Below are 16,665 nucleotides of genomic sequence, written 5' to 3'. Positions count from 1 at the left end.
TATTAGGCAACTATGATTTATTTAATAAATTTCTATAATTTCAGGGAATGAAAGTCCCAAAGCTCCATTTCCCGATTTTTCTGCTTTTAGCTGTAGTTCTCGTCTTGCAATCTTGCGAAAAAAAGCCTCAAAACACCAGTAGCCAACCGAGCAATTTGACCGAAATTGACCGCCTCATTGACCGTGGCGATCACTGTTTCGAGAAAGTACAGTATGATAGTGCTTACTACTATCACAACAAGGCCAAATCACTTTGCGATCCAAACAAAGACCAGACCCGAATTATTTATTCGGTGGAACGAATGGCTGCCATTCAACTGAGCCAAGGCGATTATGCGGGTAGTGAAACTACGGCTATTGAGGCACTTCCATTGTTACAGAAGACCATAGATCCCGCTTACGAATGCTCCATCTATAATGTACTGGGGATTATTTATATGAAACTTTATGATTATGAAAATGCTTTGCATTACTACCATAAGGGCTTGAATCTAAAAATAGATTCTAGCCGCAAATTGATGTTTACGCACAATATCGCTGTGGTTTATATGGCGAAAAACGATTTCCGCAGCGCCCTAAAAATTCTACTTCCGTTGCGAATGAAAAAGGAGGTGATTCAAGATACTTTAACCTATTCGAAGGTCGTTGACAATCTGGGTTTTTCGTACTTCAAACTAGGAAATCCGAAGGGTATTGCCTATTTGAATCAAGGATTAGCAATAAAAAAAAGAATCAAAGGCCAGTGGGGCATAGTGGCAAGTTACCTGAATCTGGCTCAATATTACAAAAAATCTAATCCCGTTTTAGCTCAAGATTATGCGCAATTGGGGTATGAAAAAGCGACCCAATTCAATAATATAGACGACCGTTTGGAAGCATTGTCTTTATTAATTCAAACCAGCGCTGGAAACGAGTCAAAAAAACATTCTGAACAATACATCTTCCTCAATGATAGCATTACCAAAGTACGGCAAAACGCCCGAAATCAATTTGCCAAAATAAAATACGACGCTAAGAAGGAAAAGGAAGAAAATCAATTTCTAAAAACACAAAAAGTCCTTACCGCACTTGAATTGGAACAACAAAAAAGCAGAAACTTGCTTTTGTATTTTCTGATGCTCATTGGCGCTTTGTCCACTGTTTTTTTATATTATTTCTTAAAAGCCATCAACAAAAAAGACAAAATCCAAACCTCCTACGATACAGAAACACGGATTGCCAAAAAGCTGCATGACGAATTGGCCAACGACGTCTATCACACAATGGCTTTCGCCGAAACGCAAGATTTATCTTTGAGTCAAAACAAAGAATTATTGTTGAGTAATCTTGATACCATATACTCCCGCACCAGGAACATCTCAAAAGAAAATAGCAACATCGACACTGGACTGGACTTTGTGTCAGGTCTTAAAGAAATGTTGTCGAGCTTCAATACCGATTCGGTCACTATATTGCTAACCGGTATGGATTCCATCAACTGGAAGGCTTTGGAAGCCCACAAAAAAATTATTGTCTATCGGGCGCTGCAGGAGTTGCTCGTGAACATGAAAAAACACGCCAATTGCAGTTTGGTGGTCATCGCTTGTAAAAAAAATGAAAAAACTTTACAACTAGATTACAGTGATAACGGGGGTGGAGCCGCTTTAGACAAAATAAATTCGAAAAATGGACTGCAAAATGTGGAAAACCGTATTCTAGCTGTAGACGGAACGATTACTTTTGATACCAAACCCGGAAAAGGGTTCAAATCAAGTTTCAACATTCCACTATAATACCACATTATGTTTAAAAAAGTTTTAGTAGCCGAAGATTTAGACAGTATTAGCATCGCCGTCGGACAAGCGTTGGCAGAACTTTCCGTTGTAGAAATTCACCACGCTAAATATTGTGACGACGCCCTTCTGAAAGTAAAAAAAGCACTATTAGATGAGGCACCCTTTGATTTATTAATTAGTGATTTGTCCTTCAAAGTGGATCATCGAGAGAATCATTTAACTTGTGGTGACGAATTGATTGCCGCAGTCAAAAAAATACAACCTACTCTAAAAACAGTAGTTTTTTCGATTGAAGACAAATCTTTCCGAATCAAATCCTTGTTTAATGATTTAGGTGTGAATGCTTTTGTTTCTAAAGGTCGAAACAGTATTCCGGAACTCCAAAAAGCCATTCAAAGCGTTTTTGACAACGAATCCAAAATTCTTTCTCAGGAATTGTCACACGCCTTAAAAGACAAATCCCTCATTGAAATTGAAATTTATGACATCACTCTGCTCAAGTCCCTGTCGAAAGGCTTCACTTTAGAAGAAATCGCCGTAGATTTCAAAACTACCGGAATAATCCCCAACGGGAGCAGCAGCATTGAAAAGCGCATCAACCGCCTCAAAATATTCTTCAAAGCCAATAATAACGTGCATCTGATTGCTATTGCTAAAGATTTGGGGTTAGTGTAAGTGGGAAGTCGGAAGTTGGAAGAGGGAAGTTGGAAGTTTGGCTTCAAATTTCCCTACTTAAGCCGATTCGATTTTCTTGAATTCTTTTCTGATTCTTTTGATTTTTTCCATTTTTTAGCTTCTTTCGATTTTTTTAGCTTCTTTCGATTTTTTATTTTTTTTTAATTTTTTTTCCCTCTTTACGGTTTTACGTAAGGATGCACTTTTTATTGCGATTACATTTGAAAAAAATATATAAAAAACAATGAATCGATACACGGTAAACGACTGCAATATTATCTCTGTGGGCTATGACGAGATAAGTAAAACCCTTGAAATAGAGTTCAAACTTCAAGTAATTCATCAGTATTTTGATGTTTCACTAGACGAATTTGTGGCGCTGATGAAAGCAACAGCGATCGAAACGCATTATTTTAACCACGTGTATTGTCGCTATTATTTTGATGTAGAATAATTTTTTTTACCTCTTTACGGTTTTACGTAAGGATACGATTTTAATTGAATTTATTTTTGGCTAATTTAAATTTCTTCCTATGGAAATGAACCCAAATACATCCGCACACCATACAATCCAACCGAAACGATGTCCAACAAAATTGCTTCGAAACAAATGGGACAAACGACTTGATGATTACGAAAACTATTTAAAAGAATACGTCAAGCACTACAAAAAATCCTTGAAAGGAAATCTTATTTCACTGGCGAAGTATGCTTATATGCAAGCCAAATCGGAAGACCTCTTCGAGCTACTAACTCAGGCTCAAAATAAAGGCTTGCTTACCGAAAATCAACTCAAACGAATCGAAAAAATTCAATTGAAAACACTCTATTCTAACTGCACCTAAATACAATTTTATCCCAAAATGAAAACACTTAACCTCACTACATTAATAATTCTTGGCTGCTTGTTCCTTTCTTGTTCTCCAAAAACAGAAAAAACACGTCCCATCCCAGAACCGCAGTATATCAATAATACTCAAAACTACAAACTCGATGATGATGAACTTCTTAGGAGAAAGAGAAAAAATAGCCTGATTAAAGCACAACCTCTGAAAACAAAACTTAAAAAATCAAGTGCTACAACAAATTAAGGATTGAATTTATACCTTATAGATTTTTAAAAACAGACCTGACCTATGAGGTTTTAAAAACCTTATGGGTCCCGAGTCACTGTAGTACCCCTCTTTAGTAATAACCCTTCATCCGCATTGGCATTAAAAAACCTGAAAGGCAGCTTATTGGAGAATTAGAATTGTAAAAAAATTGCAGATTGGCAACTAACTTTGCGACCTAAACTGTATCCTTTTTGGATTATGGATTTAGTATTGTAGTAACAAATTCCCTCACGTTGTCTTTGATTTTTTGTGCAAATATGTATTGGTAAAAATTGGGTAATAGAAATCATTTAGCAGAAACATAAACGACTTGATTTGCTGGCAATTTTCCGAGTACACTAATAATACTGAACAAAAAAAATCCCGATGGATAGGGATATCTGAGCATTATATCGAAATTTTATTTCAATTTCTTTTTAATCACTCGTTCGTGGAAGTACTTAAAAATACTTTTCAATTATTTTAAATATTTCTAATCATTGCGGTCCGATTAATTATTTAATACAGTGAAGAAAACTTCCAACAAATATAGTCCCCAAGGGACATTGTAACTAGGTTGCCTTATTTTTAGTCTACCAATATTTTACTCCTAACGGAGCTGACCTCCTAGAAGTTACATTTTGATAGTAAGGATGTTTTGCATCAAAAATTTATCCCGTAGGGACTATGTTTGTATTTTTTGGGACTAAAATGGATCAAAATATACAAAAATCAGTATTAATTTAAAAATAACAATTGATCAGGCCGATAGTACTGATGGTGTACACCAATATTAGCGTTAATACAAAATTCTTTGAGCAAACGTAACGCTTGGGCTAGCGCTAGCAACTTAGATTGGACTGCTTTTTTATTCAATTTAGGTTTTTAATCTTTGAATTTTGTGATTCTTTTTATTTGAATGGTATCAATTCTGGCGGTAACTTTTTTTAAATTGAATATTTTTCTAACTGTATCGGTAGTTATGAAAATTTCAGATTCAAACTGAAATCTAATTTTTTTACCTCGTTCTTCAGCAGGAGTCCACTTTTTTGATTGCTTCAAAACACGAATCAGCTCATCACCTGTTCCAAAACCAAGGTCTTTCATAATGACTACGTCATTTAAAGTGCCTTCCTTTTCAATTACAAAAGTAGCTTGGATTTTGCCATTTAATTTTCTAGCCTTTTCGGGAATTAAATAATTGTTTTTGATAAAAGCGTTGAATTTTAACATTCCTCCGACGTATTCTGGGTATACATCAATTCCCATTCCACCATAGATTGTATTATCTTCATAAATAATAGAAGTTTCACTATTTATTTTTGCTTCTTTATTAAGGACTACCTCACTACAAATTGTAGTTTTTGGCTTAGTAAATTTTATTTGATTGATTTTTGAGTTAGGCCTTTGATTTCTGCTATTTAACGAGTCTTTTGATGGCTGTATAATCCCAACTTTTGACTTCTTCTCTATTTTGTCTTGAACAACTTCTATTGTCTTAAATTTTTGTTTCTCTCCATTTTTATCGGCGCAACTGAACAGTGTTGTTCCCGTTGCGATAAACAAAGCCAATAAAAACATTTTATGGTATTGTGTTTGAGAATATAAAACTCGACTTGGAATTTGAATTGTAATAGAATCTAATTGTGATTTTTTTATTCTTCCGCAAACATTTTTATTCTGTTGGAAGTAGATTTGAATTTCCTCAGGAATCATATTGGTGAAATCAACTACGTTTTTGGAGCAACTCCCACAAAATCTACCAGTATCATTTGGTGTCATTTTATTCCAATCCTCCTGACAAGGTTCGGGAATCGTGATTCTATATTTTCTTTCCATACGATTTGTTTCTGATTATAAAACTAACTAAAATTATTTCAAAATCGTACTTTTGCTTTATGGAAAACCCTTTCACTGACGAGTATTTTATGAAGAAAGCCTTGCAAGAGGCTGAAATGGCTTTTGAGAAGGATGAAATTCCGGTTGGTGCCCTAATTGTAATCGACAATAAAGTCATAGCTCGAGGTCACAATCTTACCGAAATGCTCAATGATGTTACCGCTCACGCCGAAATGCAGGCTATTACTGCTGCGGCTAATTTTTTAGGCGGAAAATATTTAACCGGTTGTACACTTTACGTGACATTGGAACCTTGCCAAATGTGCGCAGGTGCTTTGTATTGGAGTCAAATTTCTAAAATTGTTTTTGGAGCCAGTGACGAACATCGGGGTTTCGAAAAAATGGGAACACAATTGCATCCTAAAACTACCGTGGTTCGTGGTGTTTTGGCGAATGAAGCGAGTGATTTGATGAAGCGGTTTTTTGCTAGGAAGAGAAAATAATTGGTGATAATATTAAGATATGAACTGGATAGAAAGTACATTCAAAAATAGATTAAAGGATAAATTAGCAAAATTGCCGATTGAAAGTCTTCTTGTTGAAATGACTAATAGCAATTATTTCTTTCCATATAATATTTGGAAAAAATATTTTGATAAAAATTCAATTGAAAGTGGAAAATGGATTTCTTGGGTTGCTACTAGACAAGCTGAAAAAATTGAAGATTTAAATTACTCGGACAGATTGAAAAAAATAATAGAGAATGAAAAAACTGAAAAAAATTTTAAAAGTAGAGCATATTTTTGTTTAGGTCATTTATCTAAAAATTTGAAAAATAAAGAAATTTTTGAATATCTAGTTAATCGACTTGAGATAGAAACTGAGGAAAATCAAGAAACTATATTAATTTCTATCACAAACGCTATTAAACCAATAGATTATAACTTAGAGCCAATTGTCAGTATTTTAAAAAACGGAAAGTTAGCAATGAAAACTAACGCTGCTATTTCATTAAAGCATTCTGAAAATCCAAAAATAGAAACAGAATTATTAAATTCTTTTGAGTATGAAAAAAATAAACATTTACAAGAAATGATTGCTGTAACTTTAAGAAATATAGGAACTGAAAAATCTTTGCCAATTCTGATTGAAAAATTAAAGGTTGCTAAAGGGACTGATTATAAATATTTCTTAAAAAGTGCAATAGAAGAAATAGAAAAGAGAGAAAAATGACCAACAAGCTTTTTTAGTAAAAATTCTGTTTAGTAAAAAAATCATCTGTAACCTAAAGAAATAGAACGTTTTCTTAACTCGAAATCCTCTAGCCCAGATAGCAGTGGAAATCCTTTTCTTTTTTTCTTTAAAAAAAGAAAAGATTGTAACGGATAGCTGGATTAGCTCCTAAAAAAGAAAAGAAAAGAAAGCGTTCCTAACAATGACAATTAGACACAAAAAAACCGCCAATCTCACGAAAGGCGGTTTTTGATTTACTCTATAATAACATTCTTCTTTTTGTCGTAGAAATGGTATTGCAAGTACGTGTAAGCGTCACGTGGTATGATTTTCACCCATTTTTTATGTTCAAAAAACCATTTTGAACGTATTGATGGAAAACCTTTGGTAAGGTATGCGGCCACAAAGGGATGTACGTTAAGCACAACTTCATTGTGTGTTTTTAATATACTTTCTAGATCAAGAGCGATTTTATCAATGATTTGAATTGGCGCTTCAATTTCGCCGTTTCCATTGTTAGGATCTTCTTCTCTAGTTTTGATGTTGACTTCCGGTCTTACTCTTTGTCGGGTGATTTGGACTAATCCAAATTTACTCGGCGGTAAGATTTTGTGTTTGGCTTTATCGTCGTCCATTTCTTCCCTGAGGAAGTCGAACAAGACTTTGCGATTTTCGGGATTGCCCATATCGATAAAATCGACTACTATGATTCCGCCCATATCACGAAGACGCAATTGTCTGGCGATTTCGGCGGCGGCTATCATATTGACTTCCATGGCAGTGTCTTCTTGATTGGATGCTTTATTAGAACGGTTTCCGCTATTGACGTCTATAACGTGCAAAGCTTCGGTATGTTCGATAATAAGATAGGCACCTTTACTCATGGAAACTGTTTTTCCAAAGGAGGTCTTGATTTGTCTCTCTATATTGTATTTCTCGAAAATTGGAGTGTCTTTGGATTGATAAAACTTAACAATCGATGTTTTCGAAGGGGCTATTTCTTGTAAATAATCCTTCGTTTGGTTGTACAACTCTTCATCATCTATTTGGATGCCACTAAAGGTATCGTTGAAGACGTCTCTCAGTATTGATGAAGCTCTATTGAGCTCTCCTAATACTTTGGACGGATGATGAGCGGTTGGTAATTTTTTACACATTGCAGTCCATCTCTCTATGAGGTTCTGCAAATCTTTTTCTAATTCGGCTGTATTTTTGCCTTCGGCTACTGTGCGAACAATAACACCAAATCCTTTTGGTTTGATGGATTGTACGAGTCGTTTTAAACGATCCTTTTCTTTTTTGTCTTCTATTTTTTGTGAAATAGAAACACGGTCAGAAAACGGAACCAAAACAATAAATCTTCCGGCAAGTGAAAGCTCTGCGCTTATTCTTGGACCTTTGGTAGATATTGGTTCTTTGACAACTTGTACTAAGATAGATTGATTCGAATTGATAATATCAGTGATCGAACCATCTTTGTCTATCTCTTTTTCAAACTGAAAGTTTTTTAGGGAGAAATCTTTTATTTTACCTGCGCTTACAAGTTTTATGAATTTCAGTTGGGAAGCAAGATTAGGACCCAAATCGTGATAATGTAAAAAGGCGTCTTTTTCGTAGCCTACATTTACAAAAGCGGCATTCAGTCCAGCAACGGGTTTCCTAATTTTGGCAATAAAAATATCGCCAACTTGGAAATTGCTTGTTTCTTGTTCTTTGTGTAATTCAATTAGTTTTCCATCTTTTAATAAGGCAAAATCTACGGCATCTGAACTAGAACGGATGATTAATTCTTTATTCACTCTGTAAATTTTTATCCTGACTTTAGGTTTGTTGTTTATTGTTTGTTGTTTATTGTTAGAAACCATAAACTATTAACTCTAAACCATAAACTTTTCGGTAAGGATGGATTAAACAATAATTTTAACAGGTATTGAACCCGGGGAGATTTTAGATTTCTGAATTTTGATTCTTGATTTCAGATTTCTTAAATCTGCAATCTTAAATCGGTAATCTACAATCTTAAATCTCAATTTCAATGAACGTTTAAAAAGAAAAAAGTAGTTATAAACTACTTTTTCTTTTTGTGACGGTTAGCTCTCGCTCTTTTCTTGCGTTTGTGCGTAGCTACCTTATGTCTCTTCCTTTTTTTACCACTTGGCATAATCTGGTGATTTTGTGATTAATAAATATTATTTTGCTTCGTTATTCGTTTTCACTCCTTCTACAAAAACTTTTGCGGGTTTGAAAGCTGGAATATTGTGAGCAGGGATTTTGATTGTAGTATTTTTAGAAATATTTCTTCCTGTTTTTTCAGCTCTTGTTTTTACAATGAAGCTACCAAAACCTCTTAAATAAACATTATCCCCAGTTTCTAATGAGGTTTTTACTTCTGTCATAAAGGTCTCAACTGTTGCCTGAACATCTCCCTTTTCTAGACCTAATCTCTCTGAGATTTTTGCTACGATATCTGCTTTTGTCATTTTAATTCGTAATTTATTATTGTGTACTAATTTTTTGAGGTTGCAAAGATAGGAATAAAAAAAACAATTATTCAAGCTAATTCATTAAAATTTAACAACATAAACTTTTACTTTTGCTAACTAAAATTTAACGATGATCTTTTCCAACGTATTGATAAGGTGGTATTTAGAAAATAAACGTGATTTACCCTGGCGAAAAACCGATAATCCGTACCTCATTTGGCTATCAGAAATTATGCTTCAACAGACGCGAGTAGCACAAGGAACACCCTATTTTTTATCTTTTACAAATGCTTTTCCAAGCGTTTTTGATTTGGCTGCAGCCCACGAAGAACAGGTCTTGAAACTGTGGCAAGGTTTGGGTTATTATTCCCGTGCTCGAAATTTACATAAAACAGCTCAGTTTATCGCTACAGAATTATCAGGGAAATTTCCAAACAACTACAATGACTTATTAAAATTAAAAGGCGTTGGCGAATATACCGCTGCTGCTATAGCCTCTTTTTCGTACAATGAAGCCGTTCCGGTTGTCGATGGAAATGTTTTTCGGGTTTTGTCGCGCTATTTTGATGTAGAAACCGATATTGCTTCGGCTACAGCCAAAAAAGAATTTGCCGCTTTGGCTTTCGAATTGATGCCAAAAGAAAACCCCGCTTTGTTCAACCAAGCCATAATGGAATTTGGCGCTTTGCAGTGCGTTCCTAAAAGTCCGAATTGCGAAATTTGCGTTTTCAACACGAGTTGTGCCGCTTTGCAAAAAAAGAAAGTCGATCAATTGCCTGTAAAATCAAAGAAGTTGAAAGTCAAAAATCGATACTTTAATTATATAGTAGTTTCTGATGATGATGAAAAGACCATCATTCAAAAAAGAACAGCCAAAGGAATTTGGCACAATCTCTATGAATTTCCATTGATTGAAACGGAGCAAGTAGAAGATTTTGCATTTATTTCCCAACAAATTAAGACCGACTTTTTCAAAGAAAATACTATCGAAAGCCTATCCGAAATGAACCCTGAGAGTATTATTCATAAATTATCGCATCAGCATTTGCATATCAAGTTTTGGAAAGTTAATTTAAAAGGAACTGTAGCAAACGGTATTGACGCCGCAACTTTAAAAACATTTCCATTCCCTATTGCCATTCATAATTTTATCGAAAAGGATTTTTAGAACTTATTCAAAAATCATTATATTTGAAAATAGAAAACAAATCAAATGAATTCGACTCTGAATAAAGTAATGCTGATTGGCCATTTAGGCGACGAGGTGAAGATGCACTATTTCAAAAGTGATTCTTGTATTGGGAAATTTCCTTTGGCAACAAACGAGACCTATATTAATAAAGAAACGGGTGAAAAAATCACTTCAACCGAGTGGCATAATATTGTGGTGCGCAACAAAGCAGCCGAATTGTGCGAAAAATATCTTTCGAAAGGAGATAAAATCTATGTCGAAGGCCGCATTAAATCGCGTCAATGGCAAGCCGAAGACGGAACTACAAAATACATTACCGAAATTCAAGCCATCGATTTTACTTTTTTAACCACCAAAAAAGGTTTTGAACAAAGCAAGGAAAATAAACCAACCGAACCCACAAAAAATACTAACTTTGGCGCAGAAAACAACGGTTTACCTATCAATGATTTGCCGTTTTGATTGTTTAACTAATTCCTTTTAATTTGGACCCAGAGCCCAGTTTTTTTCAACAATACACTTTAGACACCCCATTTTTATTGGGTCTTATCGCGATCTTTGCCCTACTGTTTTGTTCTGCACTAGTTTCAGGAGCCGAAGTTGCGCTGTTCTCTTTGTCACAAAAAGACATCGACGATACTTTGCAAGAACACCCATCAAAGGGAAAAATAATTTCAGAACTTTTAGAAAAACCCAAAAAATTACTTGCTACATTATTGGTGGCCAATAATTTTATCAATATTGGAGTCGTGATTTTGTTTTCATACGTTGGCCACGAAATTTTCTCTGGAATCGCATCTCCAATTCTAAAATTTATTGTTGAAGTGATTTTAGTCACTTTTTTAATCTTGTTATTCGGCGAGGTATTGCCAAAAGTGTATGCTAGTCGAAACAACATAAAATTTGCAAAATTAATTGCTTACCCTATTTCAGGACTTGACAAACTATTATCACCCATCAGTTTGCCAATGCGAAAAGCTACCATTTTCCTGCATAATAAATTAGGAAAACAAAAAACAAGCTTTTCTGTCGATCAATTATCGCAAGCGCTGGAACTCACCGATTCTGAAGAAACTTCTACCGAAGAGCAAAAAATATTGGAAGGCATTGTAACTTTTGGCAATACAGATACCAAACAAGTAATGAGTCCGAGAATGGATATTTTCGCATTGGAAATCGAAGAATCTTTTACTGCAATTTTTCCAAAAATTCTAGAAATGGGTTTCTCGCGAATTCCAGTATATCGAGACAATATAGATCATATCGTAGGCGTTCTGTTTGTAAAAGATCTTTTGCCCCACATCAACAAAAAAGATTTTGATTGGAAAACCTTGCTAAGAGAACCGTTTTTTGTTCCTGAAAACAAGAAAATAGACAATTTGCTCAAGGATTTCCAAAGTATGAAAAGCCATTTAGCGATTGTGGTTGACGAATATGGAGGCACTTCGGGCTTGGTATCGCTTGAAGATATTATCGAAGAAATTGTGGGCGATATCAGCGATGAATTTGATGATGACAACACAAATTATTCTAAAATTGATGATAAAAACTACCTTTTTGAAGGAAAAACAAATCTCAAGGATTTCTACAGAGTGATTGATGTAGAGGAAGAATCATTTGAATCGAAGAAAGGCGAAGCCGAAACCTTGGCGGGATTTATTCTCGAGATTTTGGGCAATTTTCCCAAAAAAGACCAGAAAATAACATTCGAAAACTGTACGTTTACCATCGAAACGGTCGATAAAAAACGTATTAAACAAATAAAAGTCACTATTGAATAATCCTCCCCTAACCCCTACATAGGAGGGGAATATTTCAAAGTTTTTAAATAAAAATGTCGTATATGCTGAACAAACAAATTGCAATTCCCTTACTTTTTATAATGCTAATTTCTGTCTTTAGCTGTAAAGACGAGGTTTTACCTAAACCTGCGGCTTATTTGCGATTGGATTATCCTGAGGCGGAATATGCTCAGTTTGAAAGCCAATGTCCGTTTGAATTCGAAATGAATTCGGATGCCACTATCAAAGGTGGAAAAGATTGCGGATTTACCATTACCTACCCAAAAATGAAAGCCACCATTTATTTGACCTACAAACCCGTGAATAATGACATTGATAAATTGTTGCGTGATGCTCAAAAGTTGACTTATGAACACGTAATCAAAGCCGATGATATTCTGGAACAACCCTATTTGAATCCTTCCAAAAAAGTATATGGAATGTTCTATCAAGTGGATGGCAATGCGGCTACCAATTCACAATTTTATGTGACGGACAGCATCAATCATTTTGTAAGCGGCTCCGTTTATTTCTACGCAAAACCCAATTTTGATTCTATTATGCCCGCTGCAAGTTATATCAAAAACGATATGCAACGTTTGATGGAGACTTTGAAGTGGAAATAAATCATTTTTTTCGCTGCTCCGCGAAGTCTCCGACTTTGAGGATGTGTTAGTCAGTCTGTGACTGTCATAAAAAATAAAGAAATCTAAAACAAAATCGGTTAAAAACCGAAAATCACTACCGCAAAGTCAGAGACTTTGCGGAGCTGGTTAGAAATTTTAAAACAAAAAAAATCCCAAATTGCTTTGGGATTTCCAATATAATAATCTTAAAAAAATTACACGTTTTTCAAATTGATAATTTCTTGTTCTGTAAGCAATCTCCAGTTTCCACGAGGCAAATTCTTTTTAGTCAACCCTGCAAAAGCAACTCTATCAATTCTTAAAACGTCATAGCTGAAATTTTCGAAAATAGAACGAACCACTTTAACATTGGCCGATCTTAATTTCAATCCAATTTCACTTTTAGCTTCACCTTCAATATAACTTACATCTTCAACAAAAATGCGGTGTCCGTCAATAACCAAACCTTTTTGTATTTTTTCTAAATCCTCGAATTTCAAGTTTTTATCCAAAGAAACTTGGTAGATTTTAGAAGATTTATTCGTTGGTAACGTAAACTTACGAATCATATCGGTATCGTTAGTGAACAACAACAAACCAGTAGTGTTTTTGTCCATTCTTCCAACAGGGGCAATTTTTGCTGTTGTCGAACCTTTTACCAATTCCAAAACGTTACGGTTTTCTTGACCTTCGTCAAGAGCTGTGGTAAAATTTTTGGGTTTGTTCAACAAGATATATACTTTTTTCTCAGGAGTTAAAACAGCTCCATCAAAATTGACAACATCACCTGGTTTTACCATATAACCCATTTCGGTTACCGGAATTCCGTTTACTTTTACATTTCCAGATTGAATGTAAATATCGGCATCCCGACGCGAACACACTCCAGAATTAGAAATGTATTTGTTCAAACGAATTTCGTCTTTTACTTTCGGTCGTTTCGGTGCTTGGTTCGGTTTTTTTGCGTTTTTAGCAGCCTCTTGCTCCGCTATTTTTACAGATGGCTTTACTTTTTTAGGCCCTTGAGCTCGCTTAGCCATTGCTGGCTTCGGCTTATTTGAATTGGGTCTTGAGCTATTGGCTCTACCTCCACTTTTATTATTATTGCCTTCCTTGTTATTCATATTTTTATTTTATTTATTTTTTATAGGTAATATGTAATTCGCCAAAGCTCATTTCATAACCTTTTAAAATTTTATGCAAAGATAGTTTTTTATTGCTTATTAGTTGATTGTTTTTGGATTAGGTCTGCCTAGCCCTGATGGAAACGGCATCCTTTGTTGCCGGGGTTCGGCAGCAAAGATACAGTGTACAGCAGGATTAAGCTCCTGATTACCTCTCCCGATAGCTATCAGGATCAGAATAACAATTAAATCGATTGCAATAATTTTTTGCCGTGCCACAACACGCTGGGATTGATGAGGATGATACTAAAAACGCCTGCTACGATTAGGAATTTCAGGACATTATGAAGCAAAACATATTGCTCTTTAGTGTTTGATTTCCATAAGGAAAGCTGGAAAAAAATCAGAATAATTAAGCAAGTATAAAAATAGATGTCCATATAACCCACATCGAAAACTTCGATTAAGATGTATACTGGAATGATGGTGGAAAGGGATAAAATGGTTATTATTTTCTTCGAAACTTCCTCGCCATACACAATGGGAATGGTTCTATAATCGTTAGCTAGATCACCTTTTATGTTTTCTAAATCTTTGACCAATTCCCGAATCAAAAGCAATAAAAACAAGAAAACAGCGTGCCCCAAAATGACTTCGTAGAGATTTTTGTAATATAAAAACACGGCGAAAAAAGGCAATACCGATAGAAATGCAGACATTAAATTCCCAAGAAATAGTTGCTTTTTTATTCGATGTGAATAATACCAAATCAAGAAAATATATACCGAAAAATATAAAAAAGCGCGCCAAGACACAAAAATAGCTAGAAAAACCACAATGAAATTAAGCGCAAAATATACGTTTAGTTTTGTTTTTTGGCTGACCAATCGATCGAGCATTGACTTGTTGGGACGATTGATTAAATCCTTTTTGGTATCATAGAAATTATTGATAATATATCCAGAAGCAATGGCCAATGAGGATGCCAAAACGATGATAAATAAATCGAAATCTAGAAGAATGAATAAGGCTCTTTTTTCGGGAGCGAGAATGAAAATGGCTGAAAGATATTGGGCTATTACGATTATCGGAATGTTGTAGCCTCTAACCACAGAAAACAAACTGATGAATTTCATCACGATAATTTTGTTCTTTCGGCTTAGCATGTATTAGAATTGATAAACTACTTCGAGCTTATAATCTTTAAGTGAAATTCTTGCTTTTTCTAGATCTTGCGTAAAACCGAGGATGTATCCACCGCCGCCCGAGCCGCACAATTTGAGATAATAATCGTTGGATTCAATTCCGTTTTGCCAAATGCCGTGAAATTGCTCTGGAATCATCGGTTTGAAGTTATTCAAAACCACTTTCGAAAGTTTTTTGGTGTTGGCAAACAAAGATTTCATATCGCCGCCCAAGAAATTTTCGACACAAGCGTCGGTATGTTTGATGAATTGGGATTTCAACATTTTTCTAAATCCTTGGTCTTTCAATTTTTCCATAAAAATATTGACCATCGGAGCGGTTTCGCCTACAATTCCTGAATCGATTAAAAATACGGCGCCATTGCCGTTCAAACTTTGAGTTGGAATGCCTGTTGCCTCGATATTGTCTTTGGAATTGATTAAAATCGGAATACTCAAATAACTGTTCAACGGATCTAAACCTGAACTTTTTCCGTGGAAAAAGGATTCCATTTGAGAAAAAATCGTTTTAAGTTCTAATAGTTTTTCACGAGTTAAATTTTCTAGAACGGTAATTTTATTTTGGGCATATTTGTCGTAAATAGCTGCTACCAAGGCGCCACTACTTCCCACTCCATACCCTTGTGGAATACTGGAATCAAAGAACATTCCGGTTTCGACATCATTTTTTAAAGTCGCTAAATCGAAAGTAACCAATTCCGGTTGTTCGCTTTGCAAAGTTTCTAAATAAGATACAAAACGTTTCAAATGTCCATTGGATTTTATGGCTTCTTCAGAAGGATTTTCCTCTCTTTTGAGCGCACCATTATAAAAATTGTAAGGAATAGACAATCCTTTCGAGTCACGAATAATTCCGTATTCTCCGAAGAGTAATATTTTTGAGTAAAATAAAGGTCCTTTCATATTTATTTAATATCCTTATCAATTTTGTTTCGCAAAGAAGACTTTCTCTTTTCAGATTTATTAAAAACATCTCGTATTTGCTTTAAAATTATTGGGTTATTGCAATCCGAAATTAATTTCATCAACTCTGATTTTTCTAATTCAATGTTCATTTTATTTGCTTTTTTCAATTCCTAACTGAAAACATAAGGATTCAATAACCTCATTTTGCTTCTCAATAACACTAATTGTTCCAAATCTATTGGACAAACGACTTTTATCTAGTGTTCTAATTTGATGGCATAAAATTATAGATTCATTTTCTAAACCAAATATATTTGCTTCAATAAGCGATTCATTTGGATAAATTTGTCTTCCCATTTTCCGGCTTGTTATTGGTAAAACATTGACAATATTCAAAAGCTCGTTGATATAATCTTCGCTAATAATCAAAACAGGTCTTGATTTTCCTTGTTCAGACCCAACAATGGGATCTAGATTTGCTCTGTAAATATCCCATTTTTTGAAACTCATACATTTTCTGCATCAATGTTTTTGAAATCAGCACTTAATTCTTGAATGTCAGATAAAAAAAGTGAATCGGTTGCTGCTTTTTTCATTAAAATAATCTTATCCAATTGGGCTTCTTCTATATCTTCAACTATAACCATAACTTGCTTTCTGCCACGAAAATTTTCCGGCAAACTAATTGTCAATTGATTGTTGTTTACTTTATAGACTTGTTTCAATGTCATT

The 16,665-nt window shown here is 34.7% G+C and carries 19 protein-coding genes; 11 read left to right on the top strand and 8 right to left on the bottom strand.

Annotation, left to right across the window (positions count from 1 at the left end):
* The first annotated feature begins 47 nt into the window (after positions 1 to 47).
* The 5 genes from E1750_RS12905 (at position 48) to E1750_RS12885 (ending at position 3,541) form a co-directional block, all read left to right on the top strand.
* The gene (locus tag E1750_RS12905; RefSeq protein ID WP_133277179.1) at positions 48 to 1,772 is read left to right on the top strand and encodes a tetratricopeptide repeat-containing sensor histidine kinase; all 1,725 of its coding nucleotides are present in this window, start codon (positions 48 to 50) and stop codon (positions 1,770 to 1,772) included.
* 9 nt (positions 1,773 to 1,781) lie between these two features.
* Positions 1,782 to 2,450 carry a DNA-binding transcriptional response regulator gene (locus E1750_RS12900; RefSeq protein ID WP_133277178.1) on the top strand — a complete coding sequence of 223 codons (669 nt, stop codon included), beginning with the start codon at positions 1,782 to 1,784 and terminating at the stop codon, positions 2,448 to 2,450.
* Between the two features lie 244 nt (positions 2,451 to 2,694).
* The gene (locus tag E1750_RS12895; protein ID WP_133277177.1) at positions 2,695 to 2,904 is read left to right on the top strand and encodes a KTSC domain-containing protein; all 210 of its coding nucleotides are present in this window, start codon (positions 2,695 to 2,697) and stop codon (positions 2,902 to 2,904) included.
* A gap of 79 nt (positions 2,905 to 2,983) precedes the next feature.
* Entirely contained in the window at positions 2,984 to 3,295 is a 312-nt protein-coding gene (locus E1750_RS12890) for a hypothetical protein (RefSeq protein ID WP_133277176.1), read from the top strand.
* 18 nt (positions 3,296 to 3,313) lie between these two features.
* Positions 3,314 to 3,541: a hypothetical protein gene (locus E1750_RS12885; protein ID WP_133277175.1), complete on the top strand. Its 228-nt coding sequence runs from the start codon at positions 3,314 to 3,316 to the stop codon at positions 3,539 to 3,541.
* Between the two features lie 888 nt (positions 3,542 to 4,429).
* On the opposite strand, the gene E1750_RS12880 is transcribed toward E1750_RS12885, so the two are convergent.
* Complete coding sequence (locus E1750_RS12880; protein WP_133277174.1) at positions 4,430 to 5,383, bottom strand: energy transducer TonB; 954 nt, start codon at positions 5,381 to 5,383, stop codon at positions 4,430 to 4,432.
* A gap of 59 nt (positions 5,384 to 5,442) precedes the next feature.
* On the opposite strand from E1750_RS12880, the gene E1750_RS12875 reads away from it, so the two are divergent.
* Positions 5,443 to 5,886 carry a nucleoside deaminase gene (locus tag E1750_RS12875; RefSeq protein ID WP_133277173.1) on the top strand — a complete coding sequence of 148 codons (444 nt, stop codon included), beginning with the start codon at positions 5,443 to 5,445 and terminating at the stop codon, positions 5,884 to 5,886.
* Between the two features lie 19 nt (positions 5,887 to 5,905).
* A complete protein-coding gene (locus tag E1750_RS12870; protein ID WP_133277172.1) occupies positions 5,906 to 6,616 on the top strand; it encodes a hypothetical protein in 711 nt (236 codons plus the stop codon).
* Between the two features lie 254 nt (positions 6,617 to 6,870).
* Here the strand turns inward: E1750_RS12870 and E1750_RS12865 are convergent, their stop codons facing one another.
* Complete coding sequence (locus tag E1750_RS12865) at positions 6,871 to 8,415, bottom strand: Rne/Rng family ribonuclease (RefSeq protein ID WP_133277171.1); 1,545 nt, start codon at positions 8,413 to 8,415, stop codon at positions 6,871 to 6,873.
* A gap of 390 nt (positions 8,416 to 8,805) precedes the next feature.
* The gene (locus E1750_RS12860; RefSeq protein ID WP_262709732.1) at positions 8,806 to 9,102 is read right to left on the bottom strand and encodes an HU family DNA-binding protein; all 297 of its coding nucleotides are present in this window, start codon (positions 9,100 to 9,102) and stop codon (positions 8,806 to 8,808) included.
* A gap of 127 nt (positions 9,103 to 9,229) precedes the next feature.
* Here E1750_RS12860 and mutY point away from each other — a divergent pair, with 127 nt between their 5' ends.
* The 4 genes from mutY (at position 9,230) to gldD (ending at position 12,698) form a co-directional block, all read left to right on the top strand.
* Positions 9,230 to 10,267, top strand: a complete 1,038-nt coding sequence (gene mutY / locus E1750_RS12855) for an A/G-specific adenine glycosylase (protein ID WP_133277169.1) — start codon at positions 9,230 to 9,232, stop codon at positions 10,265 to 10,267.
* 45 nt (positions 10,268 to 10,312) lie between these two features.
* Positions 10,313 to 10,753 carry a single-stranded DNA-binding protein gene (locus E1750_RS12850; RefSeq protein WP_133277168.1) on the top strand — a complete coding sequence of 147 codons (441 nt, stop codon included), beginning with the start codon at positions 10,313 to 10,315 and terminating at the stop codon, positions 10,751 to 10,753.
* A gap of 23 nt (positions 10,754 to 10,776) precedes the next feature.
* Entirely contained in the window at positions 10,777 to 12,072 is a 1,296-nt protein-coding gene (locus E1750_RS12845) for a gliding motility-associated protein GldE (protein ID WP_133277167.1), read from the top strand.
* A 62-nt stretch (positions 12,073 to 12,134) separates the two neighbouring features.
* A complete protein-coding gene (gene gldD, locus E1750_RS12840) occupies positions 12,135 to 12,698 on the top strand; it encodes a gliding motility lipoprotein GldD (protein ID WP_133277166.1) in 564 nt (187 codons plus the stop codon).
* Positions 12,699 to 12,913: 215 nt separating this feature from the next.
* Here the strand turns inward: gldD and E1750_RS12835 are convergent, their stop codons facing one another.
* The 5 genes from E1750_RS12835 to E1750_RS12815 all read right to left on the bottom strand — a co-directional run bounded on the left by E1750_RS12835 (position 12,914) and on the right by E1750_RS12815 (position 16,664).
* Positions 12,914 to 13,822, bottom strand: a complete 909-nt coding sequence (locus E1750_RS12835) for a pseudouridine synthase (RefSeq protein WP_133277165.1) — start codon at positions 13,820 to 13,822, stop codon at positions 12,914 to 12,916.
* 245 nt (positions 13,823 to 14,067) lie between these two features.
* Positions 14,068 to 14,988, bottom strand: coding sequence for a geranylgeranylglycerol-phosphate geranylgeranyltransferase (locus E1750_RS12830; RefSeq protein ID WP_133277164.1), 921 nt, complete (start codon positions 14,986 to 14,988; stop codon positions 14,068 to 14,070).
* Positions 14,989 to 14,991: 3 nt separating this feature from the next.
* Positions 14,992 to 15,930 (bottom strand): mevalonate kinase family protein, encoded by a 939-nt coding sequence (locus E1750_RS12825; protein WP_133277163.1) that lies wholly within the window; start codon positions 15,928 to 15,930, stop codon positions 14,992 to 14,994.
* 153 nt (positions 15,931 to 16,083) lie between these two features.
* Positions 16,084 to 16,443 (bottom strand): type II toxin-antitoxin system PemK/MazF family toxin, encoded by a 360-nt coding sequence (locus E1750_RS12820; protein WP_133277162.1) that lies wholly within the window; start codon positions 16,441 to 16,443, stop codon positions 16,084 to 16,086.
* The gene (locus E1750_RS12815) at positions 16,440 to 16,664 is read right to left on the bottom strand and encodes a hypothetical protein (RefSeq protein ID WP_133277161.1); all 225 of its coding nucleotides are present in this window, start codon (positions 16,662 to 16,664) and stop codon (positions 16,440 to 16,442) included. The genes E1750_RS12820 and E1750_RS12815 overlap by 4 nt, the downstream gene beginning before the upstream one ends.
* Position 16,665 lies beyond the last annotated feature (1 nt).

The sequence above is a fragment of the Flavobacterium nackdongense genome, from assembly GCF_004355225.1.
Classification (GTDB): domain Bacteria; phylum Bacteroidota; class Bacteroidia; order Flavobacteriales; family Flavobacteriaceae; genus Flavobacterium; species Flavobacterium nackdongense.
The sequence above is the reverse complement of the archived record's forward strand: the minus strand, read 5'-3'. Positions and strand labels throughout refer to the sequence as shown.

Coding starts and splice junctions, on each gene's coding strand:
- E1750_RS12870 (WP_133277172.1), top strand. CDS start 5,906: ATGAACTGGATAGAAAGTACATTCAAAAATAGATTAAAGGATAAATTA.
- E1750_RS12900 (WP_133277178.1), top strand. CDS start 1,782: ATGTTTAAAAAAGTTTTAGTAGCCGAAGATTTAGACAGTATTAGCATC.
- mutY (WP_133277169.1), top strand. CDS start 9,230: ATGATCTTTTCCAACGTATTGATAAGGTGGTATTTAGAAAATAAACGT.
- E1750_RS12815 (WP_133277161.1), bottom strand. CDS start 16,664: ATGACATTGAAACAAGTCTATAAAGTAAACAACAATCAATTGACAATT.
- E1750_RS12880 (WP_133277174.1), bottom strand. CDS start 5,383: ATGGAAAGAAAATATAGAATCACGATTCCCGAACCTTGTCAGGAGGAT.
- E1750_RS12885 (WP_133277175.1), top strand. CDS start 3,314: ATGAAAACACTTAACCTCACTACATTAATAATTCTTGGCTGCTTGTTC.
- E1750_RS12850 (WP_133277168.1), top strand. CDS start 10,313: ATGAATTCGACTCTGAATAAAGTAATGCTGATTGGCCATTTAGGCGAC.
- E1750_RS12905 (WP_133277179.1), top strand. CDS start 48: ATGAAAGTCCCAAAGCTCCATTTCCCGATTTTTCTGCTTTTAGCTGTA.
- E1750_RS12830 (WP_133277164.1), bottom strand. CDS start 14,988: ATGCTAAGCCGAAAGAACAAAATTATCGTGATGAAATTCATCAGTTTG.
- E1750_RS12835 (WP_133277165.1), bottom strand. CDS start 13,822: ATGAATAACAAGGAAGGCAATAATAATAAAAGTGGAGGTAGAGCCAAT.
- E1750_RS12875 (WP_133277173.1), top strand. CDS start 5,443: ATGGAAAACCCTTTCACTGACGAGTATTTTATGAAGAAAGCCTTGCAA.
- E1750_RS12825 (WP_133277163.1), bottom strand. CDS start 15,930: ATGAAAGGACCTTTATTTTACTCAAAAATATTACTCTTCGGAGAATAC.
- E1750_RS12890 (WP_133277176.1), top strand. CDS start 2,984: ATGGAAATGAACCCAAATACATCCGCACACCATACAATCCAACCGAAA.
- E1750_RS12820 (WP_133277162.1), bottom strand. CDS start 16,443: ATGAGTTTCAAAAAATGGGATATTTACAGAGCAAATCTAGATCCCATT.
- gldD (WP_133277166.1), top strand. CDS start 12,135: ATGCTGAACAAACAAATTGCAATTCCCTTACTTTTTATAATGCTAATT.
- E1750_RS12895 (WP_133277177.1), top strand. CDS start 2,695: ATGAATCGATACACGGTAAACGACTGCAATATTATCTCTGTGGGCTAT.